Consider the following 21,096-nt stretch of genomic DNA (forward strand, 5'->3'; position numbering starts at 1 on the left):
GCAGCCTTTAATTAGTGCTCTTCCGTAATTGCCTTCTGTTCCAAAATCTCCTCGTTAAGTTCTTGCATAATATCAGCGAAAAGGGAATAGGATTTTAATCGGTCTTGGCCATCAAAAATATTGGTGACCGCGATCAATTCATCGATCTGGGTTTTATCCATAAATTCCTTTATCCCTTGCTTTACTGTTTCCTTACTGCCAATAAATGAATAGTCGAGCATTTGAATTACAGAGGGGTGACGACTTAATTCCCGTAGCTCATCCGTCATTTCTGTGGGAGGCTGCATATAGCCCCTTTTACCGGTCAAAAGGCCTATAATCATTCCATAGAGCGACGTTGAAATACGTTCTGCTTCCTCATCGGTATCTGCTACTATAATATTGACACCTGCCATGGTGTATGGCTTATCCAGCACATCCGACGGTTGAAACTCAGCTCTATAGATTTCCAGCGCATTCATTAAATGGGTAGTGGCGAAATGGCTCGCAAAGGCATACGGTAAACCCTTTTTAGCCGCTAAATGTGCACTATCGGTACTAGAGCCTAAAATGTAAAGCGGTACTTCGACGCCTTCGGCAATGGTAGCACGCACTTTTTCCTTGGCATTATCAACCGAAAAATAGTGTTCGATTTTTTGGACTTCGGTTGGAAAAGACATGGCCGCTTGGTGAAAATCGGAACGAATGGCACTAGCCGTAGCCTGATCTGTTCCTGGGGCTCTACCCAACCCCAGATCGATACGGTTCGGATATAAAATACCCAAGGTTCCAAACTGTTCCGCAATGATTAAGGGAGAATGGTTGGGCAGCATTATACCCCCAGATCCTACCCGAATACGTTTTGTCCCTTCCGCTATTTTTCCAATTAAGATAGGAGGAGCGCTACTACCAATGGCGACAGCGTTATGATGTTCTGCCAACCAATAGCGAGTATATCCTTTTTCATCCGCAGCTTGAGCCAGTTTTAAAGTATGATCAAATGTATCGGCCAGTGATTTTCCTTGAGATACAATGGCAAGATCCAATATGGAATACGCTATTTTTTTCTTTAACATATATATTTATATATTTAAAAGTTTCAATATTTTTTTAAAAAAATTAAAGACTATTCAAAGCTTGGGTGTAATGGTCCCACACCTCATGGTTCAATGAATAATGATAATTTCGTCCTATTTTATGCTGATTGATCAATTGGGCCTCCACCAACTTTTTTATATGATGACTAATGGAGGGTTGGGCTAAGGATAGTAATCCGCAGGCATGGGTACATTCCACTTTACCTTGATTTTTTTGCATGTATTGCAAAATCTTCAACCGATTGACATCACTCAAAGCCTTGGATATTTTTTCTACTTGTTTTAGTTCCATCCCAATTAAATACATCGATAAATGCAAATGTATCGATTTTATTTCAAAATACCCCAAGACTTTTAATGAAACTAGCTTCTGATTTCAAAACCCACAGTGTGCCCATTCCCATACCGCAAGAAAAATTTAGCATAGCTTAAATACAATATGGTTCAATTGAACATGATTTTTTGTCTTTGCAAAATCTCAATTCTAAAAATCTGGGTAGTCCATCTTTTAAAATAGTAGAGTACGTATGAAATCTAATGAAATGTCTCCTTCCTTAATATAACTTTCGCCACATGAACCCATCTTTTTTATAAAAACCAATTTAGTATAACGAAAATCCCCATGAAAAAAATGGCTCAACTTCTAAAAATGTGTCATTCTCATTTTTCTAAACTTAAATCCCATTAAAAAACTACTTTAGTATTCTAATAACCAAGTTCAAATTCTTTCAACCAACACAAATTATGGGCAGAATACGAATACTTTCAGCACTAATACTAGTAATCCTAAGCCTTAATTCCTGTTCAACCAATAAAATTAAAGACCCCAATACGGCAGATGTTATCATTTATGGGGGAACATCGGCAGGAATTTCCGCAGCCATACAAACAGCTAGATCTGGAAGGTCGGTCATTATGTTAGAACCCACCAATCGGATCGGTGGACTTACTACAGGTGGTCTCGGGCAAACCGATATTGGCAACAAACAGGTTATTGGGGGTATTTCACGTGAATTTTATCAAAACATTAAAAAATATTACCAAAATCCCTCAAATTGGGTATGGCAAAAACAAAGTGATTATGCTTCTGAAGGGCAATCTAAAACGAATGCAGATGAGGATACCATGTGGACTTTTGAACCTTCTGTCGCCCTTGCCGTTTTCGAGGAAATGATGAAAGATCTTAACATTAAAATCGTGTACAATGAACGACTCGACAGAACCTCAGGCGTTATAAAAAAAGAAAAGTCGATTACTTCGATTACCATGGAATCTGGCAACATCTATACCGGAAAAATGTTCATTGACGCCACGTATGAAGGTGATTTACTCGCGGCATCAAACGTCACTTATACAATCGGGCGGGAAGCCAATTCACAGTACGGAGAAACCCTTAACGGCGTACAGGCCAATGACTATGGCAGTACGCTTACCGGTGGTGAATCATTGAACGCGGCCAACCATAATTTCGTGAAGGGTGTCGACCCTTATACTATTTTGGGAGACACTACTTCGAGCTTGCTTCCTGGAATCAACCCTACCATTCAACAGGATGGAAGCGGGGACAATAAGCTACAGGCCTATTGTTTCCGTATGTGTTTAACGGACCATGACCCCAATAGGATTCCATTCGAAAAACCTGCTGGGTACCAAGAAAGTGATTACGAACTCTTGCTCAGGAACTATGAGGCCGGCTATGATCGTGTACCATGGATAAATAGTAAAATGCCCAATGGTAAAACCGACACCAATAACAGGGATGGGTTTTCAACTGATTTTATTGGACAAAATTATGATTATCCAGAAGCTAGCTATGAGGAAAGGGAACATATTGTTCAAAAACACCGAATATATCAACAAGGCCTCATGTGGACCTTGGCCAATCATCCACGTATTCCTGAACATATTCGCACAGAAGTTTCAGCATGGGGTACCTGTAAAGATGAGTTTGAACGTAAAGATGGCTGGCAAGAACAATTATATATTCGCGAAGCACGAAGAATGGTGAGTGATTTTGTAATGGTTCAAAAACATTGCGAACGTCTTGAAATTGTACAAGATGGTATCGGTATGGCGGCGTACACCATGGATAGCCACAACACGCAACGCTATCTCACCCCCGATGGTTTTGTCTCTAACGAGGGCAATGTAGAGGCGCACCTTAAAACCCCGTTTCCTATTAGTTATAGATCCATTGTGCCGAAAAAAGAGGAATGTAACAATCTTTTGGTGCCGGTTTGCCTAAGTTCATCGCACATAGCATTTGGATCCATACGCATGGAACCTGTTTTTATGGTTTTGGGCCAGAGCACATCGGTCATTGCTAATATGGCGATCGAGCAAGGCGTTGCCGTACAAGATATTCCCTATGACCAACTTCGAAAAAAATTAATTGATTTAGGACAGATTATCGAATAATCAGTGTGTGGTTTTACTTCCGACAACTCGTTCCTAAATTGTTTTTCATACCCAATAAAGGAGGTACAGAAATTGAGCCGGCCTTCCATTAACATTCAGGAGAAACCATAGATCCGTAAAAATCGGATTTCGATAAAAACTGTTAAATTGCCTCCTTAGTAATCCAAACCAACAATGCCCAACACACTACAGACTTTTTTGAAACTGCATAAAGTTTCCTTGCTATTGGCATTACTGAGTATGGTGTTTTATTATACTTTTGGCTATCATCTGGTACGTACGGATTTTATAAAATTACTCACCCTTTGTGTAGCGCTTTTTATACTTTGCTTTAAGCTCATACAGTTCGAGAAGTGGAATTTTAGGTTTTTACTAGTTGTCGGCATCCTCTTTAGATTAGTATTTCTATTGGCGGAACCCAACCTTTCCCAAGATTTTTATCGCTTTATCTGGGACGGACATTTAGTCGCTAATTCTATTAATCCCTATCTCTTCACTCCCGACGCAATCATGGACACAATGCACTTAAAGATTCCCAACGAACAGGTTCTTTATAAGGGAATGGGTAGTTTAAGTGCACAACACTACAGTAATTATCCGCCTTTAAATCAGTTTATTTTCGGTTTGTGCGCCCTATTCGGGGGTGAAAACATTCTCAGCTCTTTAGTGGTCTTAAGGGGGACCATCATTTTAGGGGATATCGGTATTTTCTATTTTGGCAGAAAATTATTGAGAAACCTCAATAAATCACCGCAATTGATTTTTTGGTATTTTTTAAATCCGTTAGTAATTATCGAGTTGAGCGGTAACCTACATTTTGAAGGAGTAATGCTATTTTTCTTCATCCTCTCCATGTATCTCCTGTCGATTAAAAAATGGCAACTAGCAGCCATTCTACTGGCCTGTTCGATTTCCATCAAATTAGTTCCGCTACTATTTCTGCCCTTATTTTTAAAGTATCTCGGTTGGAAAAAAAGTATACCGTTCTATTTCATAGTTGCAATCACTTCTTTGCTTCTATTCGCCCCTTTCTATATTCCTGAATTCATTCATAATTACACCGATACGTTAAGCCTTTGGTTTTCCAATTTTGAATTCAATGCGGGTATCTATAATCTTGTAAAAGGTATTGCGGTAGAATTCAATGCAAAACCGTGGGAACTGATTAAAGTTTACGGGCAAATTACACCGCTCATTACCATCTTCACTGTTGTGGTATTTACTTTTTTGCAGAAGAAACAAGACCTTTCAACTAGTTTAACCGCTATGATGTGGGTACTTGCCGTTTACTATTTCATGGCTTCAACGGTGCACCCTTGGTACCTTATATTCTTGGTACTATTGTCCATTTTCACAACCTATCGTTTCGCTTTAGTTTGGTCAGCCGCCATAGTGCTGAGCTATTTTGCCTATTCCCAGCCCCACTTCAAAGAAAATTTATGGCTGCTAGCCCTTGAATATTGTTCAGTATATGGCTTTTTGATTTATGAAATCATAGCACATCATAACAAAAAGTGAAGTTTTTGTAAAAAATGGGGCATCCTTGATATCCGTAAAAAATTATTTGTACATTTACCCTCTAATGAACGATGAAATCTACTTTTTAAATTCACCCATGAGCCCCGTTGCTCTTGCGCGTCCGTTCACATTACGCAGCCGTCGCCCGTAAGGGTTGGCTATATTTATGGAATTAGGTGAGTCCATTTCCGCACAGAAAAATCAAAATTATTTTTTACTCTTAAAACCCTTTTGGCAATGAACTTAATTGTTGCTAACGAATCACATTTTAAATACGCCGAAATAATTTGCGAAACTATTGCAGAATCCGCAAAAATTCGTGGTACCGGCATTGCAAAGCGCACACCGGAATATATTCAGAAAAAACTATCCAATGGCAATGCCATATTAGCGTTGGATGGCGATAAATTTGCCGGCTTTTGCTATATAGAAGTTTGGGGACACGAAAAATTCGTGGCTAATTCCGGATTGATCGTACACCCTTATTATAGGGGGCATGGCTTAGCAAAGCAGATCAAGCAGAAGATTTTCGAGCTCAGCCGAAAAAAATTTCCCGACGCTAAGATTTTCGGCATCACTACTGGTCTTGCCGTAATGAAAATCAATTACGAGTTGGGTTACAAACCGGTTACTTTTTCTGAATTAACCGATGATCCCGAATTTTGGAAAGGCTGCCAAACCTGTAAGAATTTTGATATCCTTACCCGTACCGAGCGGAAAATGTGCTTATGCACCGGTATGCTTTATGATCCCAATAATAGGAAAAAGCCGAATGACCATAAAGAAATGAACGGCAAGGCCTTTACCAGATTAAAGAGCATTAAAGAAAGTCTGTTTTTAAAGAAAAAATAAAAGAAGAGTAAATAGCGTTTTTAAGGATTGGCAAACCCTATTGAGCCTTTCTAGAGTAACTAAGTAGTAAAATATATAAAAATGAAATTAGTTTTAGCCTATAGCGGTGGATTGGATACATCTTACTGCGCAAAATATTTATCAAAGGACAAAGGATTTGAAGTACATGCCGTTAGTGTAAATACCGGTGGCTTTTCAGATGAAGAAATAAAGAACATCGAAGAAAAAGCCCTACAATTGGGCGCTACTTCCTATACCTCGATCGATGCCGTACAGACTTTTTATGATAAAGTAGTAAAATACTTGATATTTGGCAACGTACTTAAGAACAATACCTATCCGCTATCAGTTAGTGCAGAACGAATTGTACAGGCTATTGAAATTGTAACCTATGCTAAAAAAATAGGCGCAAAATATATTGCACACGGCAGTACCGGTGCCGGTAATGACCAAGTACGGTTCGATATGATTTTTCAGATCATAGCCCCTGAAATTGAAATCATCACCCCCATCCGAGATAAAAAACTGGCACGTGAAGAAGAAATCGAATACCTGAAACAAAACGGTGTCGATTACTCTTGGGAAAAAGCAAAGTATTCCATTAACCGAGGACTTTGGGGAACATCCGTTGGCGGCGTAGAGACCTTAACATCTGAAAAAGCTTTACCAGATAGTGCCTATCCAAGTCAATTGCAAGAGAAAGATCCAACGGATATCACTTTGACTTTTGAAAAAGGAGAATTAGTAGCGGTGAACGGCGAAAAAAATACCCCGGTAAAAAATATTGAAAGGGTTGAAGCCATCGCTTCCAAGTATGCGATTGGTAGGGATATTCACGTTGGCGATACCATCATCGGCATCAAAGGCCGTGTTGGGTTCGAAGCTTCTGCTGCACTTTTGATCATTAAAGCACACCATTTATTGGAAAAACATACCTTGACCAAATGGCAACAGTTCCAGAAAGAACAACAAGGTAATTTCTACGGCATGTTATTGCACGAAGGTAATTACTTGGACGCGGTAATGCGAAATATCGAGGCATTTTTGACCGATACCCAAAAAACAGTTTCTGGTGATGTATTTGTAAGCCTTTATCCTTTCCAATTTAGGTTGAACGGTATTTCATCGAAACATGATTTAATGAACGCTTCTTTTGGAAGTTACGGCGAAATGAACAAAGGTTGGACGGCCGAAGAAGCAAAAGGATTTATCAAAATTCAATCGAACGCCGGAAAGATTTATAACCACGTGAACGGATAAATAGTAGTTGGAAAAAATATATTAAAGACTACTTACGCTGTACTAAAAAAGATAGATTATGATTAAAGCAGGTATTATAGGTGGTTCTGGATATACAGGGGGAGAACTCATTCGTATTCTATTGAACCATCCGGCAACGGAAATCGATTTTGTATACAGTACCACAAGAGCCGGTCAACAAGTAGCTACCGCACATCCCGACCTAATTGGCCTGCTTGATTTAAAATTCAGCAATACGGTTAATTTAAAGGTCGACGTCGTTTTTCTTTGCTTGGGCCATGGTAATTCCACCGCCTTTTTAAAGGAACATCAATTTTCATCGGGTACTAAAATCATCGATTTAAGTAATGACTTCAGGTTAAAGGCCGATGCCCATTTTGACGGAAAACATTTTGTTTACGGACTACCCGAATTGAACAAATCCCAAATAGAGGAAGCAAAATATATTGCCAACCCTGGTTGTTTTGCAACTGCCATACAATTAGCATTATTACCTTTGGCAGAAGCAGGTCTGTTAGAAAACGAAGTTCATATCAACGCCATAACCGGCAGCACAGGAGCTGGTGTAAGTCCGTCCGAAACCTCGCATTTTTCATGGCGTAACAATAACATAAGCTGGTACAAGCCCTTTACCCATCAACATTTGGGTGAGATCAACGAAAGCTTACATAGTCTGCAAGACAATTCGGGCAAACTATTTTTTATGCCTACGAGAGGTAATTTTACCAGAGGTATTTTTGCAACCTGTTACTCAAAGTTCAATGGTAGTTTAGAGGACGCCAAAAAACTTTACGCCAATTTTTATAAGAATGCAGCCTTTACCCAATTGGCAGAAGCACCCCTTCATCTGAAACAGGTGGTGAACACAAACCAATGTCACTTGCATTTGCATAAACATGAAGATATGTTATTGATTACTTCTGCTATCGATAATCTGTTGAAAGGTGCATCGGGGCAGGCAGTGCATAACATGAACCTGATTTTTGGTCTAGAAGAGGATTTAGGATTGAATTTGAAAGCGGGAGTTTTTTAAAACAGTACAAAGAAGTTAGTAACGAGTACATAGTTTCTTTGAGGTTGGCTCACTACTCTGTTCTAATTAATATTAAAAAGAGATTATGAAAATAGCCATTATAGGTGTCGGCAATTTAGGACTTTCCATTGCGAAAGGCATATTGAACAGTAATGGTGCGACCACCATGTACCTTACTAAAAGGAATACGAAATCTATTGAAGAATTTCAAAAGTCAAGTATGGTTACCGTAACCGACGATAACCGCGAGGCCGTTTCAAAATCAGATATTTTAATTTTTGCGGTACAACCCGGTCACTTTGCGGGCATCTTGGAAAGTATAAAGGATTTGTTGAACGATAACCATATCCTCATTTCTACCATAACCGGTTTTGGAATCGATAAAATTGAAAGCATTGTTGGCACTGATCGTTATATCATTCGAAGTATGCCCAACACCGCAATTTCGGTTGGTAAGTCGATGACCTGTATCTGTAGTAATGGTAAAGGAAAGAAACGGATCGATTTGGCGAAGGCCATTTTTAATCGAATGGGGCATTCTATGGAAATACCGGAAAGTCAGATGCAGGCCGCAACGGTTATTTGCGCCAGTGGAGTCGCTTTTTGGATGCGTTTGATACGTGCTACCACGCAAGGCGCCATTCAACTTGGTTTTGATGCCCATGAAGCTCAAGAACTGGCCATGCACACCTGTAGTGGTGCCGCAAGTTTATTGATAGAATCTGGCAACCACCCAGAAGAAGAAATAGATCGAGTGACCACCCCAATGGGATGTACGATTACAGGTTTGAACGAGATGGAACACCAAGGCTTAAGCTCTTCCTTGATTCGCGGCATCGTGGCTTCCTATGATAAGATAACAGAGTTTAAAACGAAATAAAACATACATCAAAATATCAAAACCAAGCACTTTATTTTCCCTATTCGGACTTGAACTTGATTTTTGAACTTGAACTTAAAACACATGAAACTATTCGACGTTTACCCACTATATAATGTAACCCCTGTTTCTGCCAAAGGAATTGTAGTAACTGACGACAAAGGACAGGAGTATTTAGATTTCTATGGCGGCCATGCTGTCATCTCCATTGGTCATTCGCATCCGCATTATGTCAATCGACTTACAGAGCAACTGAACAAAATAGGTTTCTATAGCAATGCCGTTCAGAACCCGATACAAGAGGCACTGGCGGAGCGACTTGGCAAACAATCCGGCTGTGAGAATTACAACTTGTTCATGTGTAACTCTGGTGCCGAGGCCAATGAGAATGCCCTTAAAATGGCTTCCTTTATCACTAGTAAATCTAGGGTGATAGCCTTTAAAAATAGCTTTCATGGGCGTACTTCGGCGGCCGTAGCAGCTACCGACAATGCCACAATCAATGCACCAATTAATCAACAACAGAAAGTTACTTTTTTGGAGTTGGATGATATCGAAGGTTTTGAAAAAGAAATCTCAAAAGGTGATGTCTGCGGTGTCATTCTTGAGGCTATTCAAGGTGTGGGGGGGTTAGACGAACCAACAACACCAGTCTATCAAAAAATAGCATCCCTTTGTAAGGAATATAAGGTTATTTTAATTGCGGATGAGGTACAATCAGGTTTTGGAAGAAGCGGTAAGTTTTTTGGTTTTCAACATCATAACATTGAGCCAGATATCATTAGTATTGCCAAAGGTATGGGTAACGGTTTTCCGGTAGGAGGTATTTTATTACATGAAAGCATTGAAGCCAAATACGGACTTCTAGGTACAACCTTTGGCGGAAATCATTTGGCATGCGTCGCAACACTAGCCGTTCTTGAAGTTATCGAAAAAGAGAATTTAATAGCCAATGCGAAAAACTTAGGTGCTTATTTTACTGAAAAAGCAAAAGAAATACCACAAGTAAAACGGGTAAAAGGCAGAGGATTAATGTTAGGGTTGGAATTTGATTTTGACGTAGCCGAACTTCGAAAAAAACTTATTTATGACCATCATCTGTTTACCGGCGGTGCAAAAGATAAAAAAGTATTACGGATTCTTCCAGCATTGAATATTAGCACCGCAGATTTAGATGTTCTTTTTAACGCTTTAAAAAAGGCGCTAAATGAATAAAATATTACCCATACAAAAAAGAAATGCCGTGCTATTGCGTATGGCAGAACTGGTTCGGCAGGAAGAATCGATATTGATTTCTGCCAATACCAAAGACTTGAATTCCTTTGAGTCAGATGATATTGCCATGGTAGATCGATTAAAGGTCGATAAAAAAAAGGTAGGAGAAATGATTTCTTCCCTAAAGCAATTGGCCACATTAGACGATCCTTTGTTTGTTGAGCGATTTCAGTTTACGCATGATAATGGTCTAGAAATCAGTAACAAAACAGCTCCTTTTGGCACAGTGATGATTATTTATGAATCCAGGCCCGATGTAACTATCGAGGCAGCGGGTATTGCCTTTAAATCAGGAAATAAAATTTTATTAAAAGGGGGTAAGGAATCCTTGAATTCAAATTTAGTGCTGGTAAATCTATGGCATAAAGCCTTGGAAGCCTGTGAATGCTCTACAGATTGGATAAGCTATCTCAATTATTCTAGGGAAGAGACCCAACAATTTTTGCAAAATCCGCCCCAAAAATTAGATTTAATAGTGCCAAGGGGCGGAGAGAAATTGATTGCTTTTGTTAAACAGCATGCCACTTGCCCTATCATTGTTAGCGGGCGTGGAAATAATTTTGTGTATGTATCGCAAGATGCGGATTTACAAATGGCCTTGGATGTTATCATCAATGCGAAAACCACAAAGATATCTGCCTGCAATGCGGTGGACAAGGTTATTATATCAAGGGATTTGCCACGTAAAATGGAATTCCTTAATCTATTGATTCAGTCCCTTAAAAAACATAAGGTTGAAATTTTGACCGATGCAAAACTGGCCGGATTGGAAGGTACGGCACAAATGGCCGATGAATCGGTTTGGTACGAAGAGTTCTTGGATTATAAAATTGTAATCGGTCAAGTTCCAGACGTTACCGAAGCCATCACCCATATCAACAAATATGGCGGTGGCCATTCCGCCGTTATTATTACTGACAATGAGCAAAAAGCGGACCTATTTATGCAATCTGTAGATACTGCCGCTGTGTATCATAATGCTTCTACCCGTTTTACCGACGGCGGACAATTTGGTCTTGGTGGGGAATTAGCGATAAGTACCGATAAACTGCACCAACGCGGACCTATTGGCCTACAACATTTAGTAACCAATAAATGGTACGTCAAGGGGAACGGACAAGTGAGGTAAAAGCCCTAAGCGAACAAAAACCGTAAGATCGAGAAAAGTTAGGAGTCGGAAAAATAAATACAATGTGTAGCCCAGAGCTAAAAGCTAGAGGCCAAAAGCCCACTAGAAAATGACTAAAAAAAGAATTTTACTGAAAATAGGATCCAATACCTTGACCAAAGATACTGACCATATATCCAGAGGAAAGATTGAAGATATTGGAAGACAAATAGCGGCTCTAAAAGAAGGTTATGAATTCATTATCGTAAGTTCTGGGGCTATCGCGGCTGCAAAACAATTTGTAAAATTGGAACATAATGGGGAAGAAATCAATGTAAAACAGGCATTGGCGTCGATTGGTCAACCGCATCTGATGCGTATTTTTCAGGAAAATTTCAGGGAGCTGGGCTTATTCACTTCACAATGCTTACTATCCTATTCAGACTTTGAGAAGGAGCAATCAAGGGTAAATATCAAGAATACGATTGACGTTTTGGTCGCTAATAATTTTATCCCGATTATCAATGAAAATGATACGGTTGCTACAGATGAAATCAAATTCGGGGATAATGATAAATTAGCGGGGTTGACCGCTGCCCTGCTATCGGTTGACATCTTGATCATTGCCACGAATACCGATGGAATTTATACAAAATCCTCTTTTGACAGCATTCGCCCTGAAACCATACGAAACGTATCCCTTCTTAGCGATTTAAAAAAGGAAATTGGAAGTTCCAAATCAAGCCACGGTACAGGTGGCATGGAATCTAAGATCGATGCGGCCACCATTGCCCAAAAAGCGGGTATTGAAACCTGGATCGCGAACGGATTAAAAGATAATTTTATTACCGATGCAATTGAGAACAAAAGCGTTTTTACAAAAATAAAAGCATGAAACAGTATCTAACCATCAATGACATAGACGATTTATCCGCTTGGGTAAAAGAAGGGATTGAACTGAAAAAAAATCCGAAGCAATTCAAACACTTAGGACAGGATAAAACGATTGGACTTTTGTTTTTCAACAACTCCTTACGTACCCGCTTAAGCACCCAAAAAGCGGCAATAAACTTGGGCATGGATGTAATGGTCATGAACTTTGGCAGTGAAGGTTGGGCATTAGAATATGCGGATGGTACAGTGATGGATCAAGGTACTTCTGAACACATCAAAGAGGCTACGCAGGTAATTTCACAATACTGCGATATTATCGCCATTCGGGCTTTTGCCGGTCTAGAGGATAAAGAAAAAGATGAGGCCGAAGAGGTCCTTAACGGATTTAAAAAATACGCCAGCGTGCCCATTGTAAATATGGAAAGTTCCGTGGGACATCCTTTACAGGCTTTGGCCGATGCAATTACATTGGGAGAACAACATAAAGGGGACAGACCGAAAGTGGTGCTTTCTTGGGCGCCACATCCAAAAGCCCTACCCCATGCCGTTGCCAATTCGTTTATTCAAATGATGCAAAAACAAGAGGCGGACTTTGTGATTACCCATCCAAAAGGGTACGAGTTGGACCCCAACATCGTTAAAGATTCGAAAATTGAAACCGACCAAGAAAAGGCCTTGGAAGGAGCGGATTTTGTTTATGTAAAAAATTGGAGCAACTATAAAGATTATGGGAAGGTGACTGACCAAGATCCGAACTGGACAATGACCCTTAAAAAACTAGGCAACGCCAAACTTATGCATTGCCTGCCCGTGCGTAGAAATGTTGTAGTAGCCGATGAAGTTTTGGACAGTGAGCAATCTCTGGTCATTGAACAGGCCAACAACAGAACGTATTCCGCTCAATTGGTCCTCAAAAAAATATTAGAAAATCTATAACCTAGCATGTCAACTAAATTGAAACATAAAGTCTGTATTGTCACCGGTGCCACAAGTGGTATGGGGAAGGCAATTGCAACTTCTTTTGTTTCACAAGGGGCCCAAGTGGTTCTTTCGGGAAGAAACGAGGAAAGAGGCTCTTCCCTCGCAAAAGAACTAGGTGAAAATGCATTTTTTTTGTCGGGCGATGTGAGCCTCCCAGAGTATAATGATCAACTTGTAAAAAAGGCAATTGAACATTTTGGAAAGTTGGATATTGTTTCCATGAACGCCGGAATATTAGGTTTAGGAAATGTTACCGATTTACCCTTGGAGCTTTGGAAAAATACCATGGACATTAACCTTTCCTCCCTATTCTATTTAAGCAAATACGCTATACCAGAATTGCAGAAGAACGAAGGAAGTTCCATTTTGATCAACGCATCCATAGCGGCTTTTAAAAGTTTTCCAAATCATCCAGCTTATTGCGCTTCCAAAGCAGGATCTTTGGCCTTAATGCGCCAAATGGCGGTAGAATATGCTCCTAAAATACGGGTTAACGCTATTTGTCCAGGTCCTGTCGATACGCCGCTCCTATGGGATTCTGCCAAAGCCTTTCAAGAACCAAAAATAGCGGTACAAAATGCTGCAAACACGACTTTATTAAAACGATTGGGAAAACCGACCGATATCGCCAACTTGGCCCTTTTTCTAGTTTCGGAAGAAGCTTCATGGATTACTGGAACGGCAATGACAATTGATGGCGGAATTTTAAATGCATAATATGAAACAACAACTTTCCGTAGTAAAAATTGGAGGTAACGTCATTGAGGACGAAAAAGCATTGGACACGTTCCTTGCTGCCTTTTCAAAAGTGGAAGGACTTAAAATATTGGTGCATGGTGGCGGAAAACTAGCTACACAACTGGCCGCAAAGTTAGGTGTTGAATCTAAAATGGTAGATGGCAGGCGCATCACCGATGCAGAGACGGTAGATATCATCACCATGGTGTATGGTGGATTGGCCAATAAAAAAATAGTCGCGAAATTGCAGGCCAAAGGTATCAATGCGCTTGGCTTGAGTGGTGCCGATGGAGATACCTTACAAGCCCATAAACGCCCTGTCAAAGAAATCGACTATGGTTTTGTGGGCGATATTGATGGCGTGAATTCGGGCTTATTGGCGCAGCTGCTAACCCTACAACTCACCCCTATTTTCTGTGCCATTTCACATGACGGAAAAGGACAATTATTGAATACCAACGCAGATACGATAGCCTCTGAAATTGCGATTGGTATGAGTGCGCATTATGAAACTACGCTCTATTATTGTTTTGAGAAAAAAGGAGTATTGATGAATGTTGCCGATGAAAACTCGGTCATTAAAGATATTGACACCAAAAAATACAAGCAGCTATTAGAAGAAGGAATTATAGCAGATGGTATGTTACCTAAATTGCACAATTGTTTCCATGCCTTAGAAAGGCAAGTAAATAAAGTATGTTTAGGAGATGTACATATGTTGAACGAAAATGAAAATTTATACACAACGATAACCCTTTAATATGACACAAAAAGAACTGACCCACAGCGCTATTGAATTATTAAAGAAACTGATTTCCATTCAATCTTTTTCAAAGGAAGAGGATAAAACTGCGGATGCCATTCAAGCCTGGCTGTTATCTTACGGAATTTCCACGGAACGTGATGGCAACAATATATATGCAAAGAACAAACATTGGGCCGACGATAAACCTACCCTACTTTTGAACTCGCACCATGATACCGTAAAACCGAACCAGGCATATACCAAAGACCCTTTTCACCCACATATAGAAGACGGAAAATTATATGGTTTGGGAAGCAATGATGCTGGTGGACCTTTAGTTTCCCTATTGGCAACTTTTGTTCATTTTTATCAGGCCGATAACTTAAACCATAATATTTTAATGGTCGCTTCGGCAGAAGAGGAGAATGCCGGCGAGCATAGTTTACGGGGACTTTTGCCAAAGCTTCCGCACATTGATGTTGCGATTGTGGGGGAACCTACCCTCATGCAATTGGCCATAGCCGAAAAAGGATTGGTAGTTTTTGATGCAGTGGTAAAAGGTACACCATCGCATGCGGCGCACCCAAATACGGATAATTCCATTTACAATACGATTGAAGTACTACAATGGTTTAAGGATTATAAATTCGAAAAAACTTCCGAAGCTTTAGGTGATGTGAAAATGACCGTAACCCAAATAAGTGCCGGTAGTCAGCATAACGTGGTTCCATCCCAAGTAAATCTAGTGGTCGATGTTAGGGTCAATGATGCCTATTCCAACAAGGAAATTGCCGACTTACTTAAAAAAGATGCGCCTTGTGAATTAGAGGAACGTTCGCTAAGACTCAATTCCTCAAAAATAGATAAGGACCATCCGCTAGTGAAATCGGGTATTGCCCTTGGCCGAAGCACCTATGGCTCCCCTACCCTTTCGGATCAAGCGGCCCTAAGTTGTCAATCGTTGAAACTAGGCCCTGGGGACAGTACGCGATCCCACTCTGCCGATGAGTATATTTACGTACATGAAATTGAGGAGGGCATCGATATATATATTAAACTATTAAAAGGATTTTTAGCCCCGAACGGGGAATAAAAAACAAAGTCAAAGGCGCGTACAACTGCTGCTAGTCTTGAACTTAAACTTGATTTTTGAACTTGAAATTGAATTATGAAACTCTGGGATAAAGGATTTAGTACCGATAAAAAAATAGACCATTTTACTGTTGGCAATGACCGTGAATTGGATTTATTATTGGCGAAGTACGACGTAATCGCATCAAAGGCGCACGCTAAAATGTTGGGAAAAATAGGGTTACTGACCCAAAAGGAAACCAAGGAATTGGTTAATGAATTGGATATCATCGCCACAAAAATCAACAAAGGCACCTTTACTATTGAGCCATCTTTTGAGGATATGCACTCTAAAATAGAATTTATGCTCACCCTAAGTTTAGGTGATACCGGCAAAAAAATTCATACGGCACGTTCTAGGAACGATCAGGTTTTAGTGGCCATGCATTTATATTTAAAGGACGAGTTGACCGAAATAAAATCGATGACAAAAACACTCTTTAAACTTTTGCTACAAAAAGCCGAAAAACATAAAGAAGTCTTGCTGCCAGGGTATACCCATTTGCAGATTGCCATGCCATCTTCTTTTGGGCTTTGGTTTTCTGCCTATGCCGAAAGTTTGATAGACGACCTTTATTTTGTGGAGGCCGCTTATAAAGTAGTAGACCAAAATCCGTTAGGGAGTGCTGCAGGCTATGGCAGTTCTTTTGACATTGATCGTAGTTTCACGACCAAAGAAATGGGTTTTGAAACAATGAAGTACAATGTCGTTGCCGCACAGATGAGTAGAGGCAAGGCAGAAAAAGCAACGGCCTTCGGTATGGCCAATATTGCTGCAACCTTATCTAAAATGGCCATGGATATCTGTTTGTATATGAGCCAGAATTTCAACTTCATATCTTTCCCCGATGAATTAACGACCGGTTCTAGCATCATGCCCCATAAGAAAAATCCGGATGTATTTGAGCTAGTTCGTGGGAAATGTAATAAGCTACAATCCATCCCCAACCAATTGACCATGGTCATCAACAATTTACCCAGCGGTTATCACAGAGACCTTCAGTTGGTAAAAGAAATCATTGTTCCCGCCATACAGGATATGAAAGCCTGTATCGAGATCATGACGTTTAGTTTGAAAGAAATCAGGGTCAATAAAGACATTCTGGAAGACCCCAAATATGATTATCTTTTCAGCGTAGATACCCTGAACGAACTGGTTCAAAACGGAATGCCCTTTCGAGATGCGTACAAGAAAATGGGGAAGGAAATCAATGAAGGCACCTTCACGCCGAAACGTGATATACATCACACCCACGAGGGTAGTTTAGGAAATTTGTGTTTAGAGGAAATTTGGAATAAGATGAAAGCGCTCGATAAATAAAAATTCTAAAATCAAAACCCTTGAAAAACTACTTCTTACTCCTCCTATTAATTGGTCATTTCACATTCGGTCAGGATACGTATATTCGAAATACATCCGCAGATGTTCAAGATTATATTTTTAATTTGACCTTAAATGATGAGTCCAACGAAATAGTTGGGGAAACTATAATTAACGTAGATTTCAAAAACGAAGTAAACGAATTTGCGCTAGACCTTATCGGTAAATCAAATGCTTATGGGATGGAAATAACCGACGTTTATGAAGATTCGGTAGCTGCCAACTATACTTTTGAAAATAATAAAATTAAGATTATACCTCAAAATACATCCACTAAAGAAAAAACATTCACTATAAAGTATCACGGCATTCCTGAACGCGGGTTGGTCATAGATACCACAAAGTTTGGAAAACGTTCTTTCTTTGGTGACAACTGGCCCACCCTTGCCCGCCATTGGTTGCCGTCGGTCGATCATCCATATGATAAAGCAACGATTGAATTTAGGATTACCGCTCCAGATCATTATGATGTAGTCGCTACCGGTGAAAAAATCGAGGAAAGTAATTTAGAGAATGGGTATAAATTGACCACTTACAAAGAACCCGCTCCGGTCGCCATGAAAGTCGTTACGATAGGTGTCACCGAATTTGCCAGTAAACTGTTGGAGAAAGTATATGGCATTCCCGTATCGGCATGGGTATATCCTCAGAATAGGCTTGATGGATTTTCAGACTACGGTGTTGCGACCAAAGTATTGAAATATTTTATCGATAATATCGGTCCGTATTCTTATGCTAAATTGGCCAACATGCAGGCAAAGACCCAATGGGGTGGTTTGGAGAATGCAGGCACCATCGCTTATTTTGAAAATTCGGTCACCGGCAAAAACGAAGTGGAAGGGTTGATCGCTCATGAAATTGCACACCAATGGTTTGGGAATTCGGCTTCTGAAAATGATTGGAACCATGTTTGGCTCAGCGAAGGTTTTGCCACGTATTTCGCCATACTCTACCAAGAATGGGTATATGGGAATGCAATACGAAAAGAAGAACTAGCCTTAGACCGTAAGCAGATCATCGAATACTATCAGAAGAATCCGTCGCCTATCGTCGACCTTTCCATTACCGACCCAATGAAGGTATTAAGCGTGAACACCTACCAAAAAGGAGGTTGGGTCTTGAATATGCTACGACACAAACTGGGGGATGAAGTATTTTGGAAAGGCATTCAAGCCTATTATTCAAAATATCAAAATGCCAATGCCATGACCACTGATTTTGAAAATGTAATGGAAGAAGTTTCTGGCAAAGATTTACGTAACTTTTTTAAACAATGGATTTTCACCAAAGGATACCCCGAAATTAAATGGGATTGGAGCTATAAAAAAGGCAAGGTGACCATTCATCTAAAACAACTCCAAGATTATACTTTGTTTGAATTTCCATTGGAAATAGGGCTAGTTCATAACGGCACGACAAGTATCGAAACCGTTCACATAAATGCAAAGAATTCTACTTTTGAAATTGAAAGCTCCAACAAACCAGATACCGTCATTCTTGACCCCGACTTTTGGTTATTGTTCGAGGAGAAATAAATCAGGTTTTCTTTTTAAGATATTTATCAGAATATATTTTGGTAAACTGTGCCCCAAAAGAAACGATCAAACTAGAATAGGATACCCAGAGCATTACTAGAATAATGCTTCCTGCGGCCCCATACGTAGACCCTGGCTCTGCTTTTCCAAAATAAAAGGCCAAGGCGTATTTACCGATGATAAAAAGTAACGCTGTCAATGCAGCTCCCATTTTAACGGCACCCCATTTAACATGTGTACTAGGAAGGTATTTGAACATGGCACCGAATAATAAATAAATGAACCCAAAGGATAAAAGAAGGTCCAAACCAAAACTTAGCTCCAACATGCCATCGGGTAAAAGTCTGGAAAGTTGTTTTGAAAATGCGGACAAAAAAGAAGTGATCACAAAGCTGATCAACAATAAAAAGCCGAAAATCAATATAAAACCAAAACTTTTTAACCGCATAAAAAGAGTTGCCAGTACTTCATTAGAATATTTAGGTTTCACTTCCCAAATATCGTTCAAGGCATTCTGCAGTTGATAAAAAACACCAGTAGCCCCATAAATCAATACCCCAATCCCCAAAACAGTCGCTACCAGAGATGTATTTTCACTACCTCGATCTGTAATCATTTCCTGAATCGACTGCGCTGTCTCCGGGCCCATAGCAGACGAAATTTCGCCGAACAGTTCGCCTCTGACAATTTCCCGGCCCCAGATAGATCCAACTAATTCTAAAATCAGAATTAAAAGTCCGGGTAGTGAAAGAATCGCATAATAGGCTATTACGGCGCTAATTTGAAACGGCTCCTTTTCCATCCAACAGGTATAGGTTTTTGCGAATAGCTTAGGCAAATCCTTTAACTTGAACTTGTCGGTATCAGAACTTTTTTGCTTTAACTTATTCATTTTAGAAGCTTATATATTAATAAGGTTATAAAATTGCCACTAAACTACCTCGGGGCAAGCCAACGAGGCTTTGAACGGAAATTCATATTGATTACTACGCAATCGTCAGAGCATTTCAATCTCGATTATCGCGTAAAGTTAAGTGCTAAATACACTTTAAATTAATCGAAAAAATAGTACTTCTGATTAAAAAGGAATCATTTTCTACATTTTCTTTTAGAATTTAAATCCAAAAGGCCAATTAAAATTCTTTCAGCAGCAGTATGGCCCATTATTTCAAGACTACTTATGCCATTCACCATGGAAACTTACGATTAGATTCCTTTCAACAAATTATGGATAAACTCTAATTTTCGTTTTACAGGATTAGAAATAATAAAAGGATACAAGTCATTTTCTCCCATCGAACGGTTCATACTGTTCAAAGCATACAAAAGTGGAATACCGGTATCCATAAAGCTCTTAAAACTGCTCTCTTTATAAGGGTCAAAACTGGCGTTCATTTTTAGATTGTCTTGTGCAGTTATCTTTGGGTCTGTTTGAATACCAAAATTATAAGCCGTCTCAAGAACATCGATCAAATGGAGATAATGAGACCAAGTTTCGGCCCAATCTTCCCAAGGATGCGAAGAAGCATACTTGCTTATAAAACAGGATTGCCAATTTGCTTGAGGTCCGTTTTTGTAATAATTCTCTAAAGATCCGGCATACGATTGGGTTTCATTACCAAATGTATTTCTGAACTTCTCTAATGCCGATGAATTGTCACGAATTAAACGATCCCAAAAATAATGTCCCACTTCATGTCTGAAATGACCCAATAAAGTCCTATAACGCTCGGACATTTGTTTCTTGATCTGTTCCCTTACCACTGGATCCGCTTCTGAAATCAACAGCGTAATCACTCCCTCTGCGTGCCCGGTTTTAATATCCTTTGCTTCTTCAGGTAAATCTTCCTTAGCTAAAAAATCGAAACAAAGGCCTCTCTGTTTATCAGCTATTTTACTAACAACCGGCAACCTAAACCGTAGCAATTGATATATAAGTCTATGTTTGGCCAACTCAATATGCGACCATTTATCCATGTTTTCTTCATTCAACAGATGGGGAATCGTTCTATTCAAAGAACAGGCCAGACAAAATTTAGAATGCTTTGTCTCTTCAACCAGCCAATTGCAAACATTGTGAACATGGTTTTTACAATAGGTGTAGGTTTTATTTCCTAAATCGGTCAAATTCCATTGAGACAATTTTGGATCCAAGGCCACAATTTGGTTGTAATAGGAAGAATACCCCAAGAAATAACCACAGTTAACACAGGTATGATTTTCAAATACAACGGTGTTTTTGCAATTTGTACACTGAAATAATTTCATAAA

At 39.7% G+C, this 21,096-nt stretch carries 19 protein-coding genes; 15 read left to right on the forward strand and 4 right to left on the reverse strand.

The window, feature by feature from the left end:
• Positions 1-11 precede the first annotated feature (11 nt).
• Together ACNR9Q_RS01060 and ACNR9Q_RS01065 are read right to left on the reverse strand one after the other, a co-directional pair.
• Positions 12-1,055, reverse strand: a complete 1,044-nt coding sequence (locus ACNR9Q_RS01060) for an LLM class flavin-dependent oxidoreductase (protein ID WP_419212726.1) — start codon at positions 1,053-1,055, stop codon at positions 12-14.
• Positions 1,056-1,098: 43 nt separating this feature from the next.
• Positions 1,099-1,368: an ArsR/SmtB family transcription factor gene (locus tag ACNR9Q_RS01065; protein ID WP_419212727.1), complete on the reverse strand. Its 270-nt coding sequence runs from the start codon at positions 1,366-1,368 to the stop codon at positions 1,099-1,101.
• A 452-nt stretch (positions 1,369-1,820) separates the two neighbouring features.
• Between ACNR9Q_RS01065 and ACNR9Q_RS01070 the strand changes: the two genes are divergently transcribed.
• From ACNR9Q_RS01070 to ACNR9Q_RS01140, 15 genes are all read left to right on the forward strand, one after another.
• Positions 1,821-3,494 carry an FAD-dependent oxidoreductase gene (locus ACNR9Q_RS01070; RefSeq protein WP_419212728.1) on the forward strand — a complete coding sequence of 558 codons (1,674 nt, stop codon included), beginning with the start codon at positions 1,821-1,823 and terminating at the stop codon, positions 3,492-3,494.
• 174 nt (positions 3,495-3,668) lie between these two features.
• A complete protein-coding gene (locus tag ACNR9Q_RS01075; protein WP_419212729.1) occupies positions 3,669-5,012 on the forward strand; it encodes a mannosyltransferase in 1,344 nt (447 codons plus the stop codon).
• 237 nt (positions 5,013-5,249) lie between these two features.
• Positions 5,250-5,864 (forward strand): GNAT family N-acetyltransferase, encoded by a 615-nt coding sequence (locus tag ACNR9Q_RS01080; protein WP_419212730.1) that lies wholly within the window; start codon positions 5,250-5,252, stop codon positions 5,862-5,864.
• A gap of 81 nt (positions 5,865-5,945) precedes the next feature.
• Positions 5,946-7,124 carry an argininosuccinate synthase gene (argG, locus tag ACNR9Q_RS01085; RefSeq protein ID WP_419212731.1) on the forward strand — a complete coding sequence of 393 codons (1,179 nt, stop codon included), beginning with the start codon at positions 5,946-5,948 and terminating at the stop codon, positions 7,122-7,124.
• A 58-nt stretch (positions 7,125-7,182) separates the two neighbouring features.
• Entirely contained in the window at positions 7,183-8,157 is a 975-nt protein-coding gene (gene argC, locus ACNR9Q_RS01090; protein WP_419212732.1) for an N-acetyl-gamma-glutamyl-phosphate reductase, read from the forward strand.
• A gap of 85 nt (positions 8,158-8,242) precedes the next feature.
• Complete coding sequence (gene proC, locus ACNR9Q_RS01095; RefSeq protein ID WP_419212733.1) at positions 8,243-9,037, forward strand: pyrroline-5-carboxylate reductase; 795 nt, start codon at positions 8,243-8,245, stop codon at positions 9,035-9,037.
• A gap of 84 nt (positions 9,038-9,121) precedes the next feature.
• Positions 9,122-10,252: an aspartate aminotransferase family protein gene (locus tag ACNR9Q_RS01100; RefSeq protein WP_419212734.1), complete on the forward strand. Its 1,131-nt coding sequence runs from the start codon at positions 9,122-9,124 to the stop codon at positions 10,250-10,252.
• Positions 10,245-11,441: a glutamate-5-semialdehyde dehydrogenase gene (locus ACNR9Q_RS01105; protein ID WP_419212735.1), complete on the forward strand. Its 1,197-nt coding sequence runs from the start codon at positions 10,245-10,247 to the stop codon at positions 11,439-11,441. Before ACNR9Q_RS01100 ends, ACNR9Q_RS01105 begins: the two co-directional genes overlap by 8 nt.
• 109 nt (positions 11,442-11,550) lie before the next feature.
• Positions 11,551-12,315 carry a glutamate 5-kinase gene (gene proB / locus ACNR9Q_RS01110; RefSeq protein ID WP_419212736.1) on the forward strand — a complete coding sequence of 255 codons (765 nt, stop codon included), beginning with the start codon at positions 11,551-11,553 and terminating at the stop codon, positions 12,313-12,315.
• Positions 12,312-13,250: an acetylornithine carbamoyltransferase gene (locus ACNR9Q_RS01115; protein WP_419212737.1), complete on the forward strand. Its 939-nt coding sequence runs from the start codon at positions 12,312-12,314 to the stop codon at positions 13,248-13,250. The genes proB and ACNR9Q_RS01115 overlap by 4 nt, the downstream gene beginning before the upstream one ends.
• Before the next feature lie 6 nt (positions 13,251-13,256).
• Entirely contained in the window at positions 13,257-14,012 is a 756-nt protein-coding gene (locus ACNR9Q_RS01120) for an SDR family NAD(P)-dependent oxidoreductase (protein WP_419212738.1), read from the forward strand.
• Between the two features lies 1 nt (position 14,013).
• Complete coding sequence (argB, locus tag ACNR9Q_RS01125; protein WP_419212739.1) at positions 14,014-14,793, forward strand: acetylglutamate kinase; 780 nt, start codon at positions 14,014-14,016, stop codon at positions 14,791-14,793.
• A 1-nt stretch (position 14,794) separates the two neighbouring features.
• On the forward strand, positions 14,795-15,871 hold the full coding sequence (locus ACNR9Q_RS01130; protein ID WP_419212740.1) for a M20 family metallo-hydrolase: 1,077 nt from the start codon (positions 14,795-14,797) through the stop codon (positions 15,869-15,871).
• Between the two features lie 75 nt (positions 15,872-15,946).
• Positions 15,947-17,230, forward strand: a complete 1,284-nt coding sequence (argH, locus tag ACNR9Q_RS01135) for an argininosuccinate lyase (protein WP_419212741.1) — start codon at positions 15,947-15,949, stop codon at positions 17,228-17,230.
• 20 nt (positions 17,231-17,250) lie between these two features.
• Entirely contained in the window at positions 17,251-18,825 is a 1,575-nt protein-coding gene (locus tag ACNR9Q_RS01140) for a M1 family metallopeptidase (RefSeq protein WP_419212742.1), read from the forward strand.
• Position 18,826: 1 nt separating this feature from the next.
• On the opposite strand, the gene ACNR9Q_RS01145 is transcribed toward ACNR9Q_RS01140, so the two are convergent.
• Both ACNR9Q_RS01145 and ACNR9Q_RS01150 read right to left on the reverse strand, forming a co-directional pair.
• Positions 18,827-19,717: a YihY/virulence factor BrkB family protein gene (locus ACNR9Q_RS01145; RefSeq protein WP_419212743.1), complete on the reverse strand. Its 891-nt coding sequence runs from the start codon at positions 19,715-19,717 to the stop codon at positions 18,827-18,829.
• Positions 19,718-20,031: 314 nt separating this feature from the next.
• A complete protein-coding gene (locus tag ACNR9Q_RS01150; protein ID WP_419212744.1) occupies positions 20,032-21,093 on the reverse strand; it encodes a zinc-binding metallopeptidase family protein in 1,062 nt (353 codons plus the stop codon).
• Positions 21,094-21,096 lie beyond the last annotated feature (3 nt).

It is taken from the genome of Maribacter sp. X9 (genome assembly GCF_048537565.1).
Classification (GTDB): domain Bacteria; phylum Bacteroidota; class Bacteroidia; order Flavobacteriales; family Flavobacteriaceae; genus Maribacter.

Coding starts and splice junctions, on each gene's coding strand:
- ACNR9Q_RS01080 (WP_419212730.1), top strand. CDS start 5,250: ATGAACTTAATTGTTGCTAACGAATCACATTTTAAATACGCCGAAATA.
- ACNR9Q_RS01145 (WP_419212743.1), bottom strand. CDS start 19,717: ATGAATAAGTTAAAGCAAAAAAGTTCTGATACCGACAAGTTCAAGTTA.
- argH (WP_419212741.1), top strand. CDS start 15,947: ATGAAACTCTGGGATAAAGGATTTAGTACCGATAAAAAAATAGACCAT.
- ACNR9Q_RS01060 (WP_419212726.1), bottom strand. CDS start 1,055: ATGTTAAAGAAAAAAATAGCGTATTCCATATTGGATCTTGCCATTGTA.
- ACNR9Q_RS01065 (WP_419212727.1), bottom strand. CDS start 1,368: ATGGAACTAAAACAAGTAGAAAAAATATCCAAGGCTTTGAGTGATGTC.
- argB (WP_419212739.1), top strand. CDS start 14,014: ATGAAACAACAACTTTCCGTAGTAAAAATTGGAGGTAACGTCATTGAG.
- ACNR9Q_RS01100 (WP_419212734.1), top strand. CDS start 9,122: ATGAAACTATTCGACGTTTACCCACTATATAATGTAACCCCTGTTTCT.
- ACNR9Q_RS01105 (WP_419212735.1), top strand. CDS start 10,245: ATGAATAAAATATTACCCATACAAAAAAGAAATGCCGTGCTATTGCGT.
- ACNR9Q_RS01120 (WP_419212738.1), top strand. CDS start 13,257: ATGTCAACTAAATTGAAACATAAAGTCTGTATTGTCACCGGTGCCACA.
- argG (WP_419212731.1), top strand. CDS start 5,946: ATGAAATTAGTTTTAGCCTATAGCGGTGGATTGGATACATCTTACTGC.
- proB (WP_419212736.1), top strand. CDS start 11,551: ATGACTAAAAAAAGAATTTTACTGAAAATAGGATCCAATACCTTGACC.
- ACNR9Q_RS01150 (WP_419212744.1), bottom strand. CDS start 21,093: ATGAAATTATTTCAGTGTACAAATTGCAAAAACACCGTTGTATTTGAA.
- ACNR9Q_RS01115 (WP_419212737.1), top strand. CDS start 12,312: ATGAAACAGTATCTAACCATCAATGACATAGACGATTTATCCGCTTGG.
- argC (WP_419212732.1), top strand. CDS start 7,183: ATGATTAAAGCAGGTATTATAGGTGGTTCTGGATATACAGGGGGAGAA.
- ACNR9Q_RS01075 (WP_419212729.1), top strand. CDS start 3,669: ATGCCCAACACACTACAGACTTTTTTGAAACTGCATAAAGTTTCCTTG.
- proC (WP_419212733.1), top strand. CDS start 8,243: ATGAAAATAGCCATTATAGGTGTCGGCAATTTAGGACTTTCCATTGCG.
- ACNR9Q_RS01130 (WP_419212740.1), top strand. CDS start 14,795: ATGACACAAAAAGAACTGACCCACAGCGCTATTGAATTATTAAAGAAA.
- ACNR9Q_RS01070 (WP_419212728.1), top strand. CDS start 1,821: ATGGGCAGAATACGAATACTTTCAGCACTAATACTAGTAATCCTAAGC.